The sequence below is a fragment of the Arthrobacter sp. NPDC056886 genome (genome assembly GCF_042788715.1).
GTDB lineage: Bacteria > Actinomycetota > Actinomycetes > Actinomycetales > Micrococcaceae > Arthrobacter.
Genome location: NZ_JBHUBT010000006.1, coordinates 187,193 through 204,998 on the forward strand (window position 1 = coordinate 187,193; position 17,806 = coordinate 204,998).

Consider the following 17,806-nt stretch of genomic DNA (forward strand, 5'->3'; position numbering starts at 1 on the left):
CTACGGATTCAATGAGGAACCATGACGCAGATCTTCGACAATCCCGCTGATTTCGCGGATGAGGCACTGGACGGCTTCGTGGCGGCCAACCGCGGCTACGTGGCCCGTGTCGACGGCGGCGTGGTCCGCTCCACCGAGGTCCCGGCCGGGCAGGTCGCCCTGGTGATCGGCGGCGGCTCCGGGCACTACCCGGCCTTCGCCGGCCTGGTCGGGCCGGGCCTGGCCGCCGGCTCGGCGTGCGGGAACATGTTCGCCTCGCCCGCGGCCGGGCAGGTCTACCGGGTGGCCAGGGCCGCCAGCGCCGGCGGCGGGGTGCTGCTGAGCTACGGCAACTACGCCGGTGACGTGCTGCACTTCGGCCAGGCCCAGCTGCGCCTGAACGCCGAGGGCATCGAGACCCGCACGGTCCTGGTCACCGACGACATCGCCAGCGCCCCGCCGGAGCAGATCGAGAAGCGCCGCGGCATCGCCGGGGACCTGACGGTCTTCAAGGTCGCCGGCGCCGCCGCCGAGGCCGGGCTGGGCCTGGACGAGGTGGAACGGCTGGCCATCAAAACCAACCACCGCACCCGCTCCCTCGGCGTCGCCTTCGGCGGCTGCACCCTGCCCGGCGCGGACGCGCCGCTGTTCACCGTCCCGGAAGGCCAGATGTCCCTCGGCCTGGGGATCCACGGCGAACCCGGCATCTCCGAGCACCCGATGCCCACCGCCTCCGAACTCGCCGGCCTGCTGGTCAGCCGGCTCCTGGCCGACAAACCGGAGGACGCCGGGACCCGGGTGGTCGCGATCGTCAACGGCCTCGGCACGGTCAAATACGACGAACTCTTCCTGCTCTTCGGCAAGATCGAGACGCTCCTCACCGCCGCCGGGCTGACCGTGGTCGAGCCCGAATGCGGCGAGCTGGTCACCAGCCTGGACATGTCCGGGCTCTCCCTGACCCTGCTCTGGCTGGACGGGGAACTCGAGCAGTACTGGGCCGCCCCGGCCGACACCCCCGCGTTCCGCAAGGGCAACCTGGCACCCCGCGCCCGCCGCGAACTCGCCGCGGCCGACGAGACCGCCGCCGAAGAGGCCGAACACGCCACGACGGCGGCAGCGGACCTGGGACGGCAGGCCGCGGCCGTGCTCACCCGGGTGCGCGACGTCGTCGTCGAGCACGAGGAGGAACTCGGCAACCTCGATGCGATCGCCGGGGACGGTGACCACGGCATCGGGATGCGCCGCGGCGTGGACGCGGCCGTTGCCGCCGCCGAGCAGGCTGTGGCCGCCGGAGCGTCGGTTGGACGGGTCCTGACCGCTGCCGGGGAGGCCTGGAGCGAACGCGCCGGCGGCACCTCCGGTGCGCTCTGGGGCTCGGCGGTCATCGCCGCCGGCCTCGCTTTGGGCAACCGGGACAGCTACTCCGGCGGGGACGCGGCCGCCGCAGTCACGGCCTTCGTAGGCGCCATCACCGAGCTCGGCAAGGCCGAGTTGGGCGACAAGACCATGGTGGACGCGCTCCTGCCGTTCCGGGACGCCTTCCTGACCGCCTTCGGCGCCGGCATGCCAGTGGCTGCCTCGCTCGCCGCAGCTGCGGAAGCGGCCACTGCCGCCGCGGACGGAACGTCCGGGTTGCGTCCGCTCAAAGGTCGGGCCCGCCCGCTCGCCGAGAAGAGCCTCGGACACCCCGACCCCGGCGCGGTGTCCTTCGCACTGATCTCCGAGCGGATCGCCCGCCACCACGCGTCAGTTCGGGCTACGCCTGAACCGGCCGCATCCGACACGGCTTCAGGGGCCGGAAATGGAGTACGAAAAAATGACTGACACCGAAGGTTTGCGCATTGTCATCGGCAACGATGAGGCCGGCGTTGAATACAAGAACGCCCTGAAGGCCCTGCTGGAAGCGGACCCCCGCGTAGCGTCCGTGGTGGACATCGGCGTCGGCGCCAATGACTCCACGGCCTACCCGCACCTGGCCGTCAACGCGGCAAGGAAAGTGGCCGACGGCGAGGCCGACCGGGCGCTGCTGATCTGCGGCACCGGCCTGGGCGTGGCCATCGCGGCCAACAAGGTCCCCGGCATCCGGGCCGTCACCGCCCACGACAGCTACTCCGTGGAACGCTCCGTCCTGAGCAACAATGCCCAGGTCCTCACCATGGGCCAGCGCGTCATCGGGCTGGAACTCGCCAAGAAGCTCGTGGGCGAATGGCTGAGTCACCGCTTCGACGAAAACTCCTCCTCCGCCGCGAAGGTTGACGCCATCGGCTCCTACGAGTCCGACTACACGGAGGCTGACTGACCATGACCGAGACGCGGAACAGCACGCGACGGATCGCCGTCGTCGGCTCCGGCTACATGGGCGGCGGGATCGCGCAGGTCCTGGCGCTCGGCGGCGCCCGGGTTGCCCTCGCGGACGTGTCCGCCGAAGTGGCGCAGAAGAACTACGAGCGGCTCCTGACCGAGTCCGACGAATTCGTCGCCGCGGGGCTCTTCCCCGCAGGCGCCACCGCCATCCTGGAGCAAAACCTCTGGGCCGCCAAGGACATCGAGGAAGCCGTGGCGGACGCCGACTTCATCGAAGAAGCCGTCCCCGAGGTCATCGGGATCAAGCACCAGACCCTGGCCCGGATCAGCGCCGCCGCCCGGCCGGACGCCATCATCGGCTCCAACACCTCCACGATCTCCATCGCGGAGCTCTCCGAACCGGTCACCAACCCGGAACGCTTCCTGGGCGTGCACTTCTCCAACCCCTCACCCTTCATCCCGGGCGTGGAAATCATCCCCCACGCCGGCACCTCCGCGGCCACCGTCGGCGCCGTCCGCGACCTCGTGCACGCGGCCAACAAGCAGACCGCCGTGGTCAAGGACGTCACAGGCTTCGTGCTCAACCGGCTCCAGTACGCCCTCTTCCACGAGGCCGCCCAGCTGGTGGAACAGCAGATCGCGACCGCGGAGGACATCGACACCCTGGTCCGCACCACCTTCGGCTTCCGGCTGCCGTTCTTCGGCCCCTTCGCGATCGCCGACATGGCCGGCCTGGACGTCTACAACTTCTGCTACAAGTCCCTGCAGACCGAATTCCCGGAACGCTTCGCCACCCCGAAGATCCTCACCGAGCTGGTGGAGGCCGGAAAGCTGGGCACCAAAACCGGGGCCGGCTTCCTCAACGTCCCCGCCGAGCGCACGCCGGAACTGATCGCCTACCGGAACAAGGCCTACGTGGCCATGCAGAAGCTCATCGACGAGCTCGGCCCCGCACCCATCAACTGACCTCCAGCGGGGACGCCTGGACGTACTAGGTCTGGTGACTATTGCGCCACCGAGTGGTAAACCTAAACTGTTCCGCTGAGGAACCCGGCGGGCTCGTTTCTGACAGCGAGGTGCACCATGACTTCCATGAATCCTGCTAATCAACTCGACGAGCTGGGCCAGCGCACCCTGCGCAGGGCACGCCGCCGCATCATGCCGCTGATCGTCCTGCTCTACTTCATTGCCTATCTGGACCGGAACAATGTCGGCTTCGCGAAGCTGACCATGAGCGAGGACATCGGCCTGAGCGCATCGGCCTACGGCCTCGGGGCAGGCATGTTCTTCATCGGCTACGCGCTGCTGGAAATCCCTAGCAACGCTGGAATGTACAGGTTCGGCGCCCGCAAATGGATCGCCCGGATCCTTATCTCATGGGGTATTTTCGCCACGGCGATGTGCCTGGTGAACGGCCCGACCACTTTCTACATCGTCCGCTTCCTGCTGGGGGCGGCCGAGGCGGGGTTCTTCCCGGCCATCCTGTTCTACCTGACGCTCTGGTTCCCGGCCGCGCAGCGCGTCACGGTACTGGGCATCTTCATCCTCGCCCAGCCCGTTTCCAACGCCCTGGGCGCTCCCGTCTCCGGCCTGTTGCTGCAGATGGACGGCATTTGGGGCCTGCAGGGCTGGCAGTGGCTGTACATCATTGAAGGCATCCCTGCCATTATTCTGGGCATGCTGACCCCGATCCTGATGACGGACCGCCCGAGCCACGCGCGTTGGCTGGCCGACGATGAGCGCGAATGGCTGACCACCACCATGGACGACGAGCTTGCCCGGCACTCGAAGGGGCAGCCGCATCACTTCCTGGCCGGCCTCAAAGACCCGCGGACCATTGCCTACTCAGCCCTGTACTTCGGGCTGGTCTGCGGTATCTACGGCCTCGGGCTGTGGATGCCGACGATCGTTGCCGCCCTCGGCGACTTCAGCACCACGCAGGTCGGTTTCATCGTTGCCATCCCATACACAATTGCGGCGGTTTTCGTGTACTTCTGGGGTAAGCGCTCGGACCGCACCGGTAACCGGGTCCTTCATGCCACCATCAGCATGGTAATGGCGGCCATCGGCCTCCTGGCTGCCGGCTACCTGGTCGAGGTCAACGCGGTCCTGGCACTGCTGGCCCTGACGCTTGCGGCCATGGGTATCTACTCCGCCATTGCCCCGTTCCTGGCCATGCCCGCGACAGCCCTCGTCGGCGCTGCGGCGGCAGCCGGGCTGGCTATGGTGAATTCGCTCGGTAACCTGGGCGGGTTCGTGGCTCCCTTCGCCGTGGGGCTCTTCAATGACGCCACGGGAGACAACCGATCCGGCCTCGTGTTCCTGTCTGCCTGCCTTGGCATCACGGCCATGGCCACCTATCTCTACGCACGCAAGCGCCCGGAGGGACACGTGAAGCCCGGTACGCCGGCCACGGTCGGTGAGGAAGCTGTAGCTTCCGACGACTTCGACATCAAAAACTGACCATCAGGCGACGAGGGGCAGAGGACCATGACCCAGCAAGCAACGTTTCCGTCCGGCCGGACCGCGGTGCTGACCGGCGCCGCCTCTCCGCGCGGCATTGGACGGGCGACGGCGGAATTGCTCGCCAGCGGGGGGTGGGCCGTTGCGATTCTGGATATCGACGGCGACGCGGCGCGGAAGGCGGCGGAGGAAATCGCCGACGTCTACGGTGTCCCGGCAGTGGGTGTTGGCGCGGACGTGTCCGATCCGGCAGCCGTCAACGCTGCCATCGACGAGGTTGAGTCAACGCTGCCGCCGATCATTGGTCTGGCCAACCTGGCGGGCATCAGCTCACCCACGGAGTTCATGGACGAGACCCTTGAGGCCTGGGAGCGGGTGTTCAAGATCAATATGACTGGCACGTTCCTGGTCACGCAGCGGGTGCTTAGGGGCATGATCGAGCAGAAGCTGGGCAGGATCGTGAGCGTCTCCTCCATCTCCGCACAGCGCGGAGGCGGCACCTACTCCAAGGTCGCCTACAGTGCTTCGAAGGCTGCCATCATCGGCTTCACCAGGGCCCTGGCGCGGGAAATGGGACAGCACGGAATCACGGTCAATTGTGTGGCACCGGGCCCCGTGGACACCGACATTATGGGAGGAACACTGACCGAAGAGCGGAAGGCCGCCATGTCAGCCGACATCTTGGTGGGCCGGGTGGGAACCGTGCGCGACATCGCCGCACTGCTGGTGTTCCTGCTGGGCGAGGACGCCGGCTTCATCACGGCCGCGACGTATGACATCAACGGAGGACTGCAGATTTCCTGACCGCAGCGACGCGAAAAGCCGTATCACTCCCCGGAGCGGGCTGCAGCCCTAGACTGCAGCCATAACCCGCTCGCCGTTGAAGTATTCGAGCTCCCAGCCGTCGACGGCATGGTGGTGGGCCAGGTTGAGCACGGCGTTGTCGATGCGTTCCAGGGTTCGGCCGACCGCGCGGCTCAGGCTCACGCGCAGGAGCGTGCCATGGGCGACCGCCAGGACGCGGCGGCCGTGGAACTCCTCCGCCAGCGCTTCCAGGGCGGCCAACCCGCGGCGGGCTGCCTCGTCCTCGCCTTCTGCACCGCGGAAACCACCGCGGATGCGCAGTGCGTCCAGTTCCGGGCCGTCCTGCAGGCCCTCTGCGGGTCCGAAGCTGCGCTCGGCTAGCTCAGGAACGCGCCGGGCCACGCTGAGCCCCAGCCCGGCGGCAATGAGGTCGGCGGTTTCCGCCGCACGGCTCAGCGGCGAGGACACGATCGCGTCCCATTCGTAGCCGGACAGGGCGGCAACGGCCTCGCGCGCCTGGCCGCGGCCGACGTCGTTCAGCGGAATGTCGGTGGATCCCTGCAGCCGGCGCTCCGCGTTCCAGTCGGTCTGGCCGTGGCGGACAAGGGCAAACGTCGTAAAAGTCATGCCTTCCATTCTGCCCTGCGGGCCGAGAGTCCCCGTCATCAGCGAGTCACCGGCAGGCCATCATCGAGGAGTTATCCGGCAGGGCCAGACTGCGCGGCGTAGGCGGTAGCCCGGTCGCGTACGTGGGCCACGTAGGAATCCGACTGGTTGTAGGAGTAGATGGCGTCCGACCAGCCCTCGGCCGTGGTGAGATCACCGCCGTGGACGCATAAGTACGAAGCGGCACTTAGAGCGGCGTCGTCGATGTTGAACGGATCGGCTTTTCCGTCACCGTTCCCGTCCCGCCCGGCGAGCTGCCAGGTGGAGGGAATGAACTGCATGGGTCCGACGGCGTGGTCCCACTGGGCGTCGCCGTCCAGCGCGCCGGCGTCCGTATCAGGAATCGCGGCAAAACCCTCACCGTTGAGGCTCGGACCGACAATCGGCCCGCTCGCCTGGCCGGCGGCGGTCAAGCTTCCGCCGCCGTAGGTGCCGTGGCCGGATTCGACGAAGCCGACGGCCGCCACCGTATTCCAGCCGATGCCGCACGCCGGCGCGGACTCGTTGGCTGCACCGGCCGCAGCCACGTAGGCCTGGAGCGCACGTGCAGGGATGCCGGTTTTCGCGGCGGCATGGGTGAGCCACTGGGCGTCCGTGCTTCGGGTTATGTTCACCGCGGAGGTTATGCCCGCGGACAGTGTTTCCAGTTTCGCCTCCGCCCTGGGCGGTGGTGGCAGGACCGCGCGGGTCTCCGCCCCGGAGAATTGCAGTGCCCAAAACAAGAACCCGGTAATGCCGCAAAACGCGAACAGGCCGAGCACTGCCAAGCGTTTCAGGTGGAGCATGGACTAGTTGGACGTGCTGTGGACGATGCCGATCCGCTGATCCCGTGCTGTGCGGAAAATCGCCCCAGTGCCGCACCCACGCTCTGCCACGCTCCTAGCCTTCACAGTCGACGCAGTAAGTGTGGCCGTTCTTTTCGCGTGCTACTTGGGACCGGTGCCGGACCAGGAAGCAGGAGTAGCAGGTGAATTCGTCCTGCGCCTGCGGGATCACCTGTACCACGAGTTCCTCGGCGACGAATTCACCGCCGGGTGTGATCGAATCGTCAAAGGCGTCAGTCTCATCCATCTCGCGGACAACGCTGCGGGCATCCGGGGCGTTGGCAGATTGCAGCGCCTGCAGGGAACTATCCTGCGACTCCTTGACGTCGGATCGGACTTCGTCGTAATCGGTTGCCACGGGGGTGACTCTCATTCCTATGTTTTGGTTCTGACGGGAAGCCAACGTACACCATTACGCTCCGCTCTGCGTCATCTGAACAACGGGTGGACCACAAGCGCGTTCCCGCTGTGCACACCGTCCACCACCTCACGCGGCTTCTGGATCCAAGGTTTGTCCCGGGTATGCGGGGATATTCTGTGGTCGGCGACCGAGTGCCGGATGCAAAAGCAGGAACGCATCACCCAGCATCATCGGTCCCATGTTTGGGCAGGAAAGTTGTTTACAGTCAGAGGACGGTTGGCCGTGGACGCTGGATTCGCAGGAGCACTGGCGCGATCCGCCGCGGCCGGGCTCCTGCTGGCCGCCTTCGCCACAGTCCTTGCCCCGGCGCCGCCGGCCGCGGCACATGACATGATCGAGGCAACCGAACCGGCCGGCGGGTCCACTGTCGCGTCCGTTCCGCCGGCCGTTCGACTGACGTTCATGCACACCCCGATCGCCTTGGGCTCCCGGATCCTGATCCAGGACGAGACCGGCACAAACCAATCCGACGGTCCTGTCGTCGTCATCGACAACCAGGTCACCCAGGCCATAAAAGCCGGTGCACCCGCGGGCCGCTACACGGTGGCGTGGCGGGTGGTGTCCCCGGATTCCCACCCGATCGAAGGGACCTTCGCCTTCACCGCCGGTGCTGCTGGCGGAACGGAACAGCCAGGCACGGCTTCCATCCCGGGAGCTGCGCTTCCGGACCCGAAAGTAGTGGCGTCGGTGGCGCCGCCGTGGGGCTTGGCCGCCGGTGGTGCCGTGCTCGCGGTGGGCCTGGCCGGAACAGCCCTTCACGTCCGGCGCCGGCTGGCCGTGAACGACGCCGACGGTCCAGTGTCATGATCGCCCGGCGTTGGCGCCACGACGCGGGCCGGCCAGTAGAATTTGGAGCTCGTTTCCCTGATCCCGGGACCCGGAAAGGACGGCTCACCATGACGCGCGCTTCGTTCCAGCTTTTCCGCACCGGGTTGATCGGAGCCCTCATCGTGGCGCTGGCAGCCGGCGGCCACCTGGTCGGCGGCGGGCGGCTGCCTGAGCCGGCGATCGTGACGGCGCTGTGTGCCGTGGCGATGGCCCCGGTGGCGGTCCTGACGCGCTTCCGCCTGAACTTTCCTGCCCTGGCCGGCCTCCTCGGCGCGGGGCAGTTGTGGCTGCACTGGTCGTTCGGCGCACTGTCTACCGCAGTGCCCGTGAAGATTCCTGAGCCGGGGATCTATAACCATCCGGGCCACGCGGCCGCGGACGTGGTCCCCGGACTTTTCAGCCAAGCCATGCCGGCCGCTTCCGCGGCTGACATGGGCGGGGCCATGTTCGCTGCCCACGCGGTGGCGACCTTGGGCACGGCCCTGCTGCTGGCCCGCGGCGAGCGGGCGCTGTCCGCGCTGGGCGCCTGGCTCCGCCCGCTGGTGCAGCTGCCGGAACCTGTCGCCGTGGCGCCGCTGCGCGTCCCGGGCCCCTGCACGCTCACCCCGGCCCTGCCCAGGGCCCGGGTGGGCCGGCTCCTGCCCACCCGGCGCGGCCCGCCGGAGCCGGCTCCGGCCGCCTGACACCATCCCCCTTTTCACGCGCGGACGGGGAGGGCAGGCGGCCACCCGCCACGGCCGGACGGACACCGCACCGGCCGGTCCCCCACCGTTTCTTCGTTAGTGAAAGGCACCCTTGCCATGAAAACCTCCCTCCGCCGCACCCTCAAGACCGCCGCGGCCGCCACGATGACCGCCGCGCTGCTCGCCGCCGGCGCGGCCGCCGCGTCCGCCCACGTCCACGTTGACTCCGATGACCCGGCCGCGGGCGGCTACAGCCACCTGACGTTCAATGTCCCCAACGAGTCCGCCACGGCCAAGACCAGCAAACTCGAAGTCACGCTGCCCACCGACACCCCGTTCACCTCGGTGTCGGTCAAGCCCGTCGAGGGCTGGAAGGCCGTGGTCACCACCAGCGAGCTGCCGAAGCCGGTCACCATCGCCGGCGCCACCGTCACCAAGGCCCCCAGCTCCGTGGTCTGGACCGCCGACGCCGCCCACCAGATCGGGCCGAACGAATACCAGGCGTTCTCCCTCTCCGTCGGGGTCCTGCCGGATGCCGGCACCACGGTGACGCTGCCGACCGCCCAGACCTACACCGACGGGACGGTCGTGAAATGGGACGAGAAGACGGTCGAAGGCCAGGCCGAACCCGAACACCCAGCCCCCTCGTTCGTGACCACAGCCAAAGACGCCGAGACCGCGGCCGCAGCAGCGGCCCCGGCGACGGTAGTACCAGCAGCGTCCCCGGAATCAACAACGCCGCCGTCGGCGGCCCCGGCCGCGGCAGCCAGCACCTCAAGTGATGCCGGCTCCGTGGCCGGCTGGATCGGGATGGCAGCAGGACTGATCGGGCTCGCCGGGGGCCTGACGGCCCTGGCCCGCACCCGCCCGTCCCGGGCCAAATGACCCAGGCAGGTACCCCTCCGCCGACCCGTCCTTGAGATAACCGCCCGCCGGCAACCGACGCACTGAGGCCCCGGACAGCCGTCGCTGCCCGGGGCCTCAGGTGGTGATCGGCGCCGCGACCGTATCACCGGTCGGAGACCAGGAGCTCCCGTCTCGGCGCAGCCGGGCTCTCCACCGGTGTGGAGCCCGCCGGGATGGAGCCCGCAGGAGTGGAGGCCGTCTGGCTGGAAGAGGCAGCCGCGGCGAAGGTGTTTACCGGCCGGGGCAATCCGTAGTGCTCACGGAGGGTCCGGCCGGTGTATTCACGCCGGAATAGTCCGCGGTCCCGCAGGATCGGGATGACGTGGTCCACAAACGCATCAAGGCCGGACGGGAGTACGGGCGGCATGATGTTGAAGCCGTCCGCTGCCCCGGCCACGAACCATTCCTGGATGGCGTCGGCCACCTGCTCAGGCGTGCCGGAGAAGGTCCGGTGTCCGCGGCCACCCCCGAGCCGGCCGATGAGCTGGCGCACGGTCAGGCGTTCCCGCCGGGCGAGGTCCACGATCAACGTGTACCTGCTCTTGGCGCCCTCGATCTCATCCTCCGGGGGCAGGTCCTCCGGCAGCTGGGCGTCCAGGGCCAGGGATTCCGGCGAGATCTTGAGCACTCCCGCAAGCTGCCGTCTGGCGTGCTCGGGGTGGATGAGCCCGTCGAGTTCCTTCTCCAGCCGCCGGGCTTCGGCCTCCGTGGACCCAATGACCGGAACGATGCCCGGAAGCACCTTGATGGTCTCCGGGTCCCGGCCGGCAGCGGCGGTCCGCTTTTTCAGGTCCGCATAGAAGCGCTGCGCGTCGGGAAGGGTTTGCTGCGCTGTGAAGACGGCTTCGGCGTAGCGGGCGGCGAAGTCCTTGCCGTCCTCCGAAGAGCCCGCCTGGACAATCAAGGGGTGGCCCTGGGCGGAGCGTGGCACATCCAGGGGGCCTTGGACACTGAAATACCTGCCGGTGTGGTTGACCGGGTGGACGCGGGTGTTGTCTCCCCAGATCCCGGCATCCTTGTCCCCGACGGCGGCGTCGTCTTCCCAGCTGTCCCAGAGCTTGCGCGCGACGTCGAGGAATTCAGCGGCCCGCTCGTACCGCAGCGCATGGGCCGGCTGGTCGTGCAGCGAGAAGTTCCTCGCGGCGGCGTCCCCCGCTGTGGTGACGACGTTCCACCCGGCCCGGCCGCCGCTGATGTGGTCCACGGACGCAAACCGCCGGGCGAGGTTGTAGGGGTCGTTGTAGGTGGTGGACGCCGTCGCGATCAGCCCGATGCGTTCGGTGACGGCGGCGATGGCGGCCAGCAGGACGGTCGGCTCAAACGTGCCGTAGGGGCGCTGGCCGACGTCGCCGTGCAGCACCGGCGAGTCCGCGAAGAAGATGGAGTCGAACGTTCCCCGTTCGGCGGTCCGGGCCAGCCGCTGGAAATGCGCAACGTCCGTCCCGGCGAAGCTGTCGCTTTCCGGCAACCGCCACGAGGCTTCATGGTGGCCGGTGCTCATGAGGAACGCGTTCAGGTGCAGCTGCCGTGCCCCGCTCACAGCGGCGCTCCGGAAAGATCTGCGCGAAGTTCGACCGTCTCGGAATAGACGGAGGAGTCGCCCTGGATGGAGGTGCTGCTGCGTCCATCGATGCCCCGCGGAACGTCTCCGGCCACCGTGACCCGGTTCAGCTGGCGGGGCTGGCCGTCAAAGTTGTCCGGGGCGTAATGCTGCGTGATGCGGTTGTCGAAAAGCACCAGCTGGTTCGGTTCCCAGTTGACGCGGACCACGTTCTCCGGGCGGGTGACATAGGCCTGGAGCAGCCGCAGAATGTCCTTCGATTCGGTGTTGGACAGCCCCACGATCCGCAGCCTTTGGGCGAAACCACCGATGAAGAGGCCCCGCTCCCCGGTCAGTGGATGGACCCGGACCACGGGGTGGGCCGTCTCGAAGTGGATCCGGGTGAATTCCTTCCGCCGCTCATCGGCGTTGGCGTGCTCGAGGTTTTTCGGCACGGAGTAGTCGTAGTCGTTGGTGTGGACGGCCCACAACGTGTCGGCGAAGTTCCGCAGTTCCTCCGGCAGGTCCTGGTAGGCACCTGCCGAAGAGGCGATCAGGGTTTCCCCGCCGTAGGCCGGCAGGGTGATGCTGCGCAGGGTGGAGGCCTGCGGCGGGTTCACCACAAACGTGACATCGGTGTGCCAGTTGTTCGCGCTGCCGTTTTCGCTGTCCACCGGCAGGACCGCCGGTTTGCCCTCGACTGAGGCCACCGTGGGGTGCGCCTTGGTGAGCGGGCCGAAGCGGCTGGCGAAGCGGACCTGGGCTTCGTCGTCGTGGACGTTGGCTTCCCGGAAGACCAGGGCCTTATGGGTGTTCAGGGCCGCCCGGATCTGGGCGATGGTGGCGTCGCTGAGGTCGCCGCTGAGGTCCAGGCCGCGGATCTCGGCGCCGATGCGCGCGCTGAGTTTCCGGAATTCGAGGCGGGTTTCGGTAGCTGTCGACATGGTGGTTGACTCCTTGATCTGTGGGGGCGTGGCTAGTTTGGCTGGATTAGTTCGACTGGGATCCGACGGCGGTCCGCCACCGGGAGAAGTGCCGTTCGACGGCGACCAACAGGTAGTTGACCAGCAGGCCGAGCAGCGAGACGGTCAGGATCCCGGCATACATGTCCGGGATCAGGAAACTCATCTGGGAGTTGACGATCAGGTACCCGAGGCCCGCCTTGGCGCCGACCATTTCCGCGGCGATAAGTACCAGGATCGAGGACGTTCCCGCCATCCGGATTCCCGTGAAAATGGTCGGTACCGCCGAGGGGAGGATGACCTTCTGGAACAACCGGAAGTTCGAGAGCCCCAGGGAGCGGGCGGCACGGATGAGCAGCGGGTCAACGGTCCGGACGCCGGCGATGGTGTTCAGCAGCACGGGGAAGAACGCGGCGTAGGCCACGATGCTGATCTTGGATGTCTCCCCGATCCCCAGCAGGAGGGTGAAGACCGGGAGAAGGGCCAGCGCCGCCGTGTTCCGGAAGACCTCCAGCAGCGGATTCAGGAACCGGTCAAGGGACCGGTACCAAGCGACCAGCAGGCCAAGGGCCACGGCGGATACAACGGCGATGCCGAAGCCGCTGGCGGACCGGGTCAGACTTGCCGCCAGGTGGTTCTGCAGCTGACCCTTGGCGATGAGGGTTCCCAGGGCCCGCAGGACCTCGTGCAGCGGCGGGAGGAACACCCTGGTCGAGGCAGAGGCGAGGTAGGTGGGCCCCAGTTCCCAGAGCAGGAGGAACAGCACGATGGCGCCCGAGGCCCAGATCCCGCGCCCAGCCTTGCGGGCAACGGCCCGGACCAGGGAGGGAAGATGCCTGGCTGCCGGGCTTCGGGCGGCCCCCGCGGTCCACCCGGCGTCGGCCGTGGGTGCGGCGGTGGCGGCGGGTGCGGCGGCGTCTTTGGTCAGTGTTGGTGCGGTCATCAGGCTGCCCTTCCCGTGCTGATCTGGCCCTTGCTGAGTAGGGGTGCCTCGTCGGGTGCAGACCCGTCGGGCCGGATTTTGGCGTGCCCGGCGTCCTGGGCCTTCCGGACCTCGTCGTGCAGCAGCGACCAGACCTTGTGGCGGTGTTCGACGAAGACGGCGTCGGAACGGACGTCGCCATCACCGCCCCGCTCCCCCAAGTCAATGTCGACAATCTGCTTGAGCCGACCGGGGCGGGAGCTGAGCACAGCCACCCGCTGGCCCAGGTACACGGCTTCGTCGATGCCGTGGGTGATAAAGATGATGGTCTTGCCCGTGGCTCGCCATATACGCAGGAGTTCCTCCTGGAGCTGTTCGCGGGTCTGGGCATCCAGTGCCGCGAATGGTTCATCCATGAGCAGGACGTCGGGTTCGTACGCGAGGCTCCGGGCGATCGCAACGCGCTGCTTCATGCCGCCGGAGAGTTCATGGGGATATCGGTCCTCGAAGCCGGACAGGCCCACGAGCTCCAGATAGTGGCGGGCCTTGTCGGCACGTTCCTTGCGGCTCAGGCGGCGCCCCTCGCTGCCGATCCCCTCGAGGCCGAAGGCCACGTTGGCGGCCGCGGTGCGCCACGGGAAGAGTGCGTACTGCTGAAAGACAACGGCACGGTCGCGGCCGGGTCCGGTCACCTCCTTGCCGTCCACCAGAATCTGACCGGTGTCCGGCCTGGTGAGCCCGGCAAGGAGGTCCAGGAGGGTGGTTTTGCCGGAGCCGCTCGGACCGACCAGAGTGATGAACTCTCCCGCGGCGACGTCCAGGGTGATGCCCTCCAGCGCTGTCAGGGTGGTGCCCTCGGGCTGGTCCTTGCTGGCCCGAACCGTGAATTGCTTCCCAACGTTCCGGAGGCTGATTTTCGGCGTCTGGCCGGTACCGCGGGTCATGATGCCGCCCCCTTCAGCAGGTCGTTGAAGTCGTTGGTGTAGTACTTGGACGGGGTGATGTCGCCGGTGACGATTCCAGTGTCATTCAGCCACGCTGACCAGCGGGTGAAGTCCTGGTCGCTGATGGCGCCCTTGGAGGGGACACCGACGCTCTTCCAGTACTTCAGGGCTGCGGTGCTTTCGGAGCGCTGGCGCTTGTCGATGATGCTCGTAAACCGCGCGATTACTTCGTCGCGGGGGGTACTGCGTTCCCATTCGATGGCCTTGGCCACACCCGTGGTAAAGATCCTCGTGGTTTCCGGGTTCTTCTCGATGAAGTCCTTCCGCAGGACGAATTGGCCTCCGGCGAAGCTTCCAAAGAGTTCGAAGTCGTTGAACAGGGACCGCAGGCCGCCCTTGGCGACTGCGTTATCCTGAAGCACTCCGCCGAGCGCGCCGACGTCGACCTGTCCGCGGCGGATGGCCTCCTCGGTGTCATTGGGCGGAACGACGACGAGTTGTACCTGCTTGATCTCCTCCTGGGACAGACCGTTCTTCTTCAGGTAGCTGTTGATCACGGCGTCCGAATGAGCGCCCAAGGTGTTGACGGCGACCTTCTTGCCGATCAGATCCCGCGGCGACCGGATCGGACTGTCCTGGGTGACATAGAAGCCGTTGAACGTCTTGTCGTCCTCGCCGTAGTAGTTGATCACCGCGGTAACCGGTGCGCCGGCCTCGATGAGCTTCACCACGGCGCCGGAGAAGGCGCCGCCAAAGTCGGTGGCTCCGGTAGCGGCTGATTGGATGCTCGCCGGCCCGCTGATGGTGTTGCCCACCCAGTTCAGCTTCACGCCGCCCAGGTAACCGAGGTCCTCGGCCAGCTCGGGCAGCGTGACGCTGTTGGCCCAACCCTCGTAGCGGAGTTCGGTCACTTCGGGCGTCCCGGGGGCATTCCCTGCCGGGGACTGGGCGCTCGCAGGGCCGCCGCAACCGGAGACCACCAGCGAGACCGCCACGGCGGCAGCAACGCCCAAGGTGGAGAAAAGTCCTGCGGGTAAGAGTCGGTTTTTCATAGCGGATACTTTCTGGATTCGATGGTGCGGACCGGGCTACCAGACCGTGTCCACCATCAGAACAGAGTTGAATCCACGCCGGCAGGTGCTTCGACACCCGGCGAAACCGCGCGTCATCCGGCGACGAAAACAGCAACGGACGGCACCCGCTACCCACTCGGACGCATCGGGAAGCAGTCCGTAACAGGGCAGACTCACGCGGTCATCGGCCGCCATACCGGGACACATCCAGGCCCCGGTGGACCGGCACTGTGACGGCGCTCTGACGCATTGGTGACGCCCAACGACGGCGCGTGAAGGCGCCGTCGTCGCGCCGCCGTCGCGCCCGCCACGAAAGAATTCCTAAGATGTAGCCGAATGTTGCGTTTCCCAGGGCGGCGGGAAGATGGGGGCGCCCGGGGCCCTATCGGCGGGTGCCCTGAGCATCACCGCCAGAATTCGGTGAGCTGCTGGGCAACGGCTCTGCCTTGGCTGTAACCCGCCCGAGCGGCGGGCGGGCGCAGGGACAGATCCATCGCATTGGCACCGAACATGTGCTCGGAGTTGCTATCCGGGAAGATCGCTTCGACTCTGCTGCCGCGTGCGCGTAGCTCGTCGACCTGCGTTGCGAGATGCATGCCCCACTCCAACGGTGTCCGTGATCTGCCGCCGAATGGTGACAGCACCAGCACCCGTGCATATCCGGCCGCCAGATCGGCGTTCTCGGCGTTGGATCGGTAGCCGCCGTCGATGTAGTAGCTGCCGCCGACACGGTAGGCGAAACCACTGGCACAACTGGCGGCGACGGCGTCCACCAGGTCGACCCCGCTATGGCGGTCGAACACGACCGGTTCACCGGTACGGGCATTGACCGCCGTGATGAGCACCGTTCGGTCCGGCCAGTGCTGGCTGGGAAGCCGCGCGGCGACGGTCGCGCGCCACCGCGCTTGCCAGGAACCGTCCGACTCAGCATCCAAGTCGAGCGCCGCCGCGCCCATTCTGCGGCGCATGTCGGCCGCATCCTCAGCGGCGGCGATGATTTTGCTCGTTCTGTCCATGTGGTCCGCCGCCGGCCTGACGCGTCCACTGCCGGATCCGACGGGACCGGTCCGTTGCTGGGGTGCGGCGGCAAGGATGGCGGCAAACAGTTCGGCGGGGGTCGCGCCGGCTAGCTGGGCCGCGGCAGTCGATCCGGCCGACGTGCCGATGATCAGATCGGCATCGGTCACATCCGGCCCGGGATCGAAGAGGCCGGCGATGACGCCGATCAGCCACGCGTTGCCGGTCGATCCGCCGCCGCCGAGGACCAACGCCCGCTCGCTCGCGGAGCGCACCGGCTTTGTCGCGTCGACCTGCGGTTGGTCCTTCTCGGACCTCGGCCGGTCGGCGGCCGTCGTCGAGATGTAGTGCAGAGGAGAAGAAGGTGTTGTGTTCATGGGAGTTGTCCTTCGCGCATTGCCTGGCGGGCGCTCCCAGTTGCGACTACCGCAGTTGCGCGATCGCGGACTGCAGGGGAGCACCCATTGCGGATACTGCGTACATGGGTCTCACCTCCTGCCGATAGATCACGATCACCGGAATAATTGCACACTGGCGGCGGGTGCGCAATCGGTTTCAAGCTGTTCTGTGGCGCTGGCGCGTTCGCCGCCGCCATTTGGCAGCGGCGAACACGCCTTGAGCATTGGGCCCGGCCGCCGCTACATTCCGGGGAGCGTGGGCACCGCGGTACCGTCGACGACGGCGCGCCGGCGCCGCTAGGGGTATCTGTTTGCGTCTTTTGGGGAATATCCGGATTGTCCGCGTCAGGGATCCGGGAGCGGGCCGAGGCCGCGCTTAAGTGCGGGGCACTCCGAGCACAGCGGCTATAGGCCCCGGTGGTGTTCTATGAGCCATCGCGCCATCTGCTGGGCGCGCTTGGAGGCCAGCGTGTCCCCTTCGGTGGCGGAGATGATGGAGCCCTTCATGAGGATGTGCCAGGATCGCGCGAATTCCTCGGGGCGGTCCAGCCCGGCTTCCTCGGCCAGGGCCTGGATGTGGCCCCGGATGCGGCTGAGATAGTCGATGCTCGCCTTCCCCAGCGGGTGCCCGGCCCCCATCTCCAGCAGGACGTTGATGAACGAGCACGCCTCGAAATCTTCGCGCTGGAACCAGTCGCCAAACACGTCAAATACGGCGAGCAGCTGTTCCTCGGCGGTGGTGCCCCGTTTCCTGGCCTCGCCCACGATGAGGTCCACGGTCCACACTTGGTCGCGGAGTTCCAGAAAGGCCAGCACCAGGGCGTCTTTGGACGGAAAGTGCCGGTAGAAGGTCGCTTTGGATACCCCCGAGCTGTTGATCAGCTCATTGACCCCAACACCACGGATGCCGCGGCTGGAGAAAAGTTCGTAGGCCGTGGCGAGAATGCGGTCCACAGGCTCATCGCGTCCGGCCATTGCTGTGGCAGGCAACAGCGTGGGGCCCGCGGCGTCGTCGACAGTCATGATGAAAAAATTTTACACCCGGCCGGGGCGTACAGACCGGTCTGCCTCG

The 17,806-nt window shown here is 67.3% G+C and carries 18 protein-coding genes; 8 read left to right on the top strand and 10 right to left on the bottom strand.

Going from position 1 to position 17,806, the window contains the following annotated elements:
- Nucleotides 1–21: 21 nt before the first annotated feature.
- The 5 genes from ACFRJ8_RS12155 (at nucleotide 22) to ACFRJ8_RS12175 (ending at nucleotide 5,550) form a co-directional block, all read left to right on the top strand.
- Nucleotides 22–1,803, top strand: a complete 1,782-nt coding sequence (locus ACFRJ8_RS12155) for a dihydroxyacetone kinase family protein (RefSeq protein ID WP_377986412.1) — start codon at nucleotides 22–24, stop codon at nucleotides 1,801–1,803.
- Nucleotides 1,796–2,278: a ribose-5-phosphate isomerase gene (locus ACFRJ8_RS12160; RefSeq protein WP_377986413.1), complete on the top strand. Its 483-nt coding sequence runs from the start codon at nucleotides 1,796–1,798 to the stop codon at nucleotides 2,276–2,278. The genes ACFRJ8_RS12155 and ACFRJ8_RS12160 overlap by 8 nt, the downstream gene beginning before the upstream one ends.
- A 2-nt stretch (nucleotides 2,279–2,280) precedes the next feature.
- Entirely contained in the window at nucleotides 2,281–3,249 is a 969-nt protein-coding gene (locus ACFRJ8_RS12165; RefSeq protein WP_377986414.1) for a 3-hydroxyacyl-CoA dehydrogenase family protein, read from the top strand.
- 117 nt (nucleotides 3,250–3,366) lie between these two features.
- Nucleotides 3,367–4,746: an MFS transporter gene (locus ACFRJ8_RS12170; RefSeq protein ID WP_377986415.1), complete on the top strand. Its 1,380-nt coding sequence runs from the start codon at nucleotides 3,367–3,369 to the stop codon at nucleotides 4,744–4,746.
- A gap of 27 nt (nucleotides 4,747–4,773) precedes the next feature.
- Nucleotides 4,774–5,550, top strand: a complete 777-nt coding sequence (locus ACFRJ8_RS12175; RefSeq protein ID WP_377986416.1) for an SDR family NAD(P)-dependent oxidoreductase — start codon at nucleotides 4,774–4,776, stop codon at nucleotides 5,548–5,550.
- Nucleotides 5,551–5,598: 48 nt separating this feature from the next.
- Here the strand turns inward: ACFRJ8_RS12175 and ACFRJ8_RS12180 are convergent, their stop codons facing one another.
- The 3 genes from ACFRJ8_RS12180 to ACFRJ8_RS12190 form a co-directional block, all read right to left on the bottom strand.
- Complete coding sequence (locus ACFRJ8_RS12180; protein ID WP_377986417.1) at nucleotides 5,599–6,177, bottom strand: histidine phosphatase family protein; 579 nt, start codon at nucleotides 6,175–6,177, stop codon at nucleotides 5,599–5,601.
- A gap of 71 nt (nucleotides 6,178–6,248) precedes the next feature.
- Entirely contained in the window at nucleotides 6,249–6,830 is a 582-nt protein-coding gene (locus ACFRJ8_RS12185) for a lytic transglycosylase domain-containing protein (RefSeq protein WP_377986418.1), read from the bottom strand.
- Between the two features lie 265 nt (nucleotides 6,831–7,095).
- Nucleotides 7,096–7,398 (bottom strand): DUF4193 domain-containing protein, encoded by a 303-nt coding sequence (locus ACFRJ8_RS12190; protein WP_277527067.1) that lies wholly within the window; start codon nucleotides 7,396–7,398, stop codon nucleotides 7,096–7,098.
- Nucleotides 7,399–7,683: 285 nt separating this feature from the next.
- Here ACFRJ8_RS12190 and ACFRJ8_RS12195 point away from each other — a divergent pair, with 285 nt between their 5' ends.
- From ACFRJ8_RS12195 to ACFRJ8_RS12205, 3 genes are all read left to right on the top strand, one after another.
- On the top strand, nucleotides 7,684–8,268 hold the full coding sequence (locus ACFRJ8_RS12195; protein WP_377986419.1) for a copper resistance protein CopC: 585 nt from the start codon (nucleotides 7,684–7,686) through the stop codon (nucleotides 8,266–8,268).
- An 89-nt stretch (nucleotides 8,269–8,357) separates the two neighbouring features.
- Nucleotides 8,358–8,972, top strand: a complete 615-nt coding sequence (locus ACFRJ8_RS12200) for a hypothetical protein (protein ID WP_377986420.1) — start codon at nucleotides 8,358–8,360, stop codon at nucleotides 8,970–8,972.
- Between the two features lie 117 nt (nucleotides 8,973–9,089).
- Nucleotides 9,090–9,857, top strand: coding sequence for a YcnI family protein (locus ACFRJ8_RS12205; RefSeq protein WP_377986421.1), 768 nt, complete (start codon nucleotides 9,090–9,092; stop codon nucleotides 9,855–9,857).
- 124 nt (nucleotides 9,858–9,981) lie between these two features.
- Here ACFRJ8_RS12205 and ACFRJ8_RS12210 read toward each other — a convergent pair whose 3' ends face one another.
- The 7 genes from ACFRJ8_RS12210 to ACFRJ8_RS12240 all read right to left on the bottom strand — a co-directional run bounded on the left by ACFRJ8_RS12210 (nucleotide 9,982) and on the right by ACFRJ8_RS12240 (nucleotide 17,757).
- Nucleotides 9,982–11,418: an LLM class flavin-dependent oxidoreductase gene (locus ACFRJ8_RS12210; RefSeq protein WP_377986422.1), complete on the bottom strand. Its 1,437-nt coding sequence runs from the start codon at nucleotides 11,416–11,418 to the stop codon at nucleotides 9,982–9,984.
- Entirely contained in the window at nucleotides 11,415–12,362 is a 948-nt protein-coding gene (locus tag ACFRJ8_RS12215) for a TauD/TfdA dioxygenase family protein (RefSeq protein WP_377986423.1), read from the bottom strand. Before ACFRJ8_RS12215 ends, ACFRJ8_RS12210 begins: the two co-directional genes overlap by 4 nt.
- 46 nt (nucleotides 12,363–12,408) lie before the next feature.
- Nucleotides 12,409–13,323 (bottom strand): ABC transporter permease, encoded by a 915-nt coding sequence (locus tag ACFRJ8_RS12220; RefSeq protein WP_377986424.1) that lies wholly within the window; start codon nucleotides 13,321–13,323, stop codon nucleotides 12,409–12,411.
- A complete protein-coding gene (locus tag ACFRJ8_RS12225) occupies nucleotides 13,323–14,246 on the bottom strand; it encodes an ABC transporter ATP-binding protein (RefSeq protein WP_377986425.1) in 924 nt (307 codons plus the stop codon). Before ACFRJ8_RS12225 ends, ACFRJ8_RS12220 begins: the two co-directional genes overlap by 1 nt.
- Complete coding sequence (locus tag ACFRJ8_RS12230; RefSeq protein ID WP_377986426.1) at nucleotides 14,243–15,298, bottom strand: ABC transporter substrate-binding protein; 1,056 nt, start codon at nucleotides 15,296–15,298, stop codon at nucleotides 14,243–14,245. The genes ACFRJ8_RS12225 and ACFRJ8_RS12230 overlap by 4 nt, the downstream gene beginning before the upstream one ends.
- A gap of 425 nt (nucleotides 15,299–15,723) precedes the next feature.
- Nucleotides 15,724–16,713, bottom strand: a complete 990-nt coding sequence (locus ACFRJ8_RS12235; protein WP_377986427.1) for a patatin-like phospholipase family protein — start codon at nucleotides 16,711–16,713, stop codon at nucleotides 15,724–15,726.
- Between the two features lie 426 nt (nucleotides 16,714–17,139).
- The gene (locus ACFRJ8_RS12240) at nucleotides 17,140–17,757 is read right to left on the bottom strand and encodes a TetR/AcrR family transcriptional regulator (RefSeq protein WP_377986428.1); all 618 of its coding nucleotides are present in this window, start codon (nucleotides 17,755–17,757) and stop codon (nucleotides 17,140–17,142) included.
- Nucleotides 17,758–17,806: the final 49 nt, after the last annotated feature.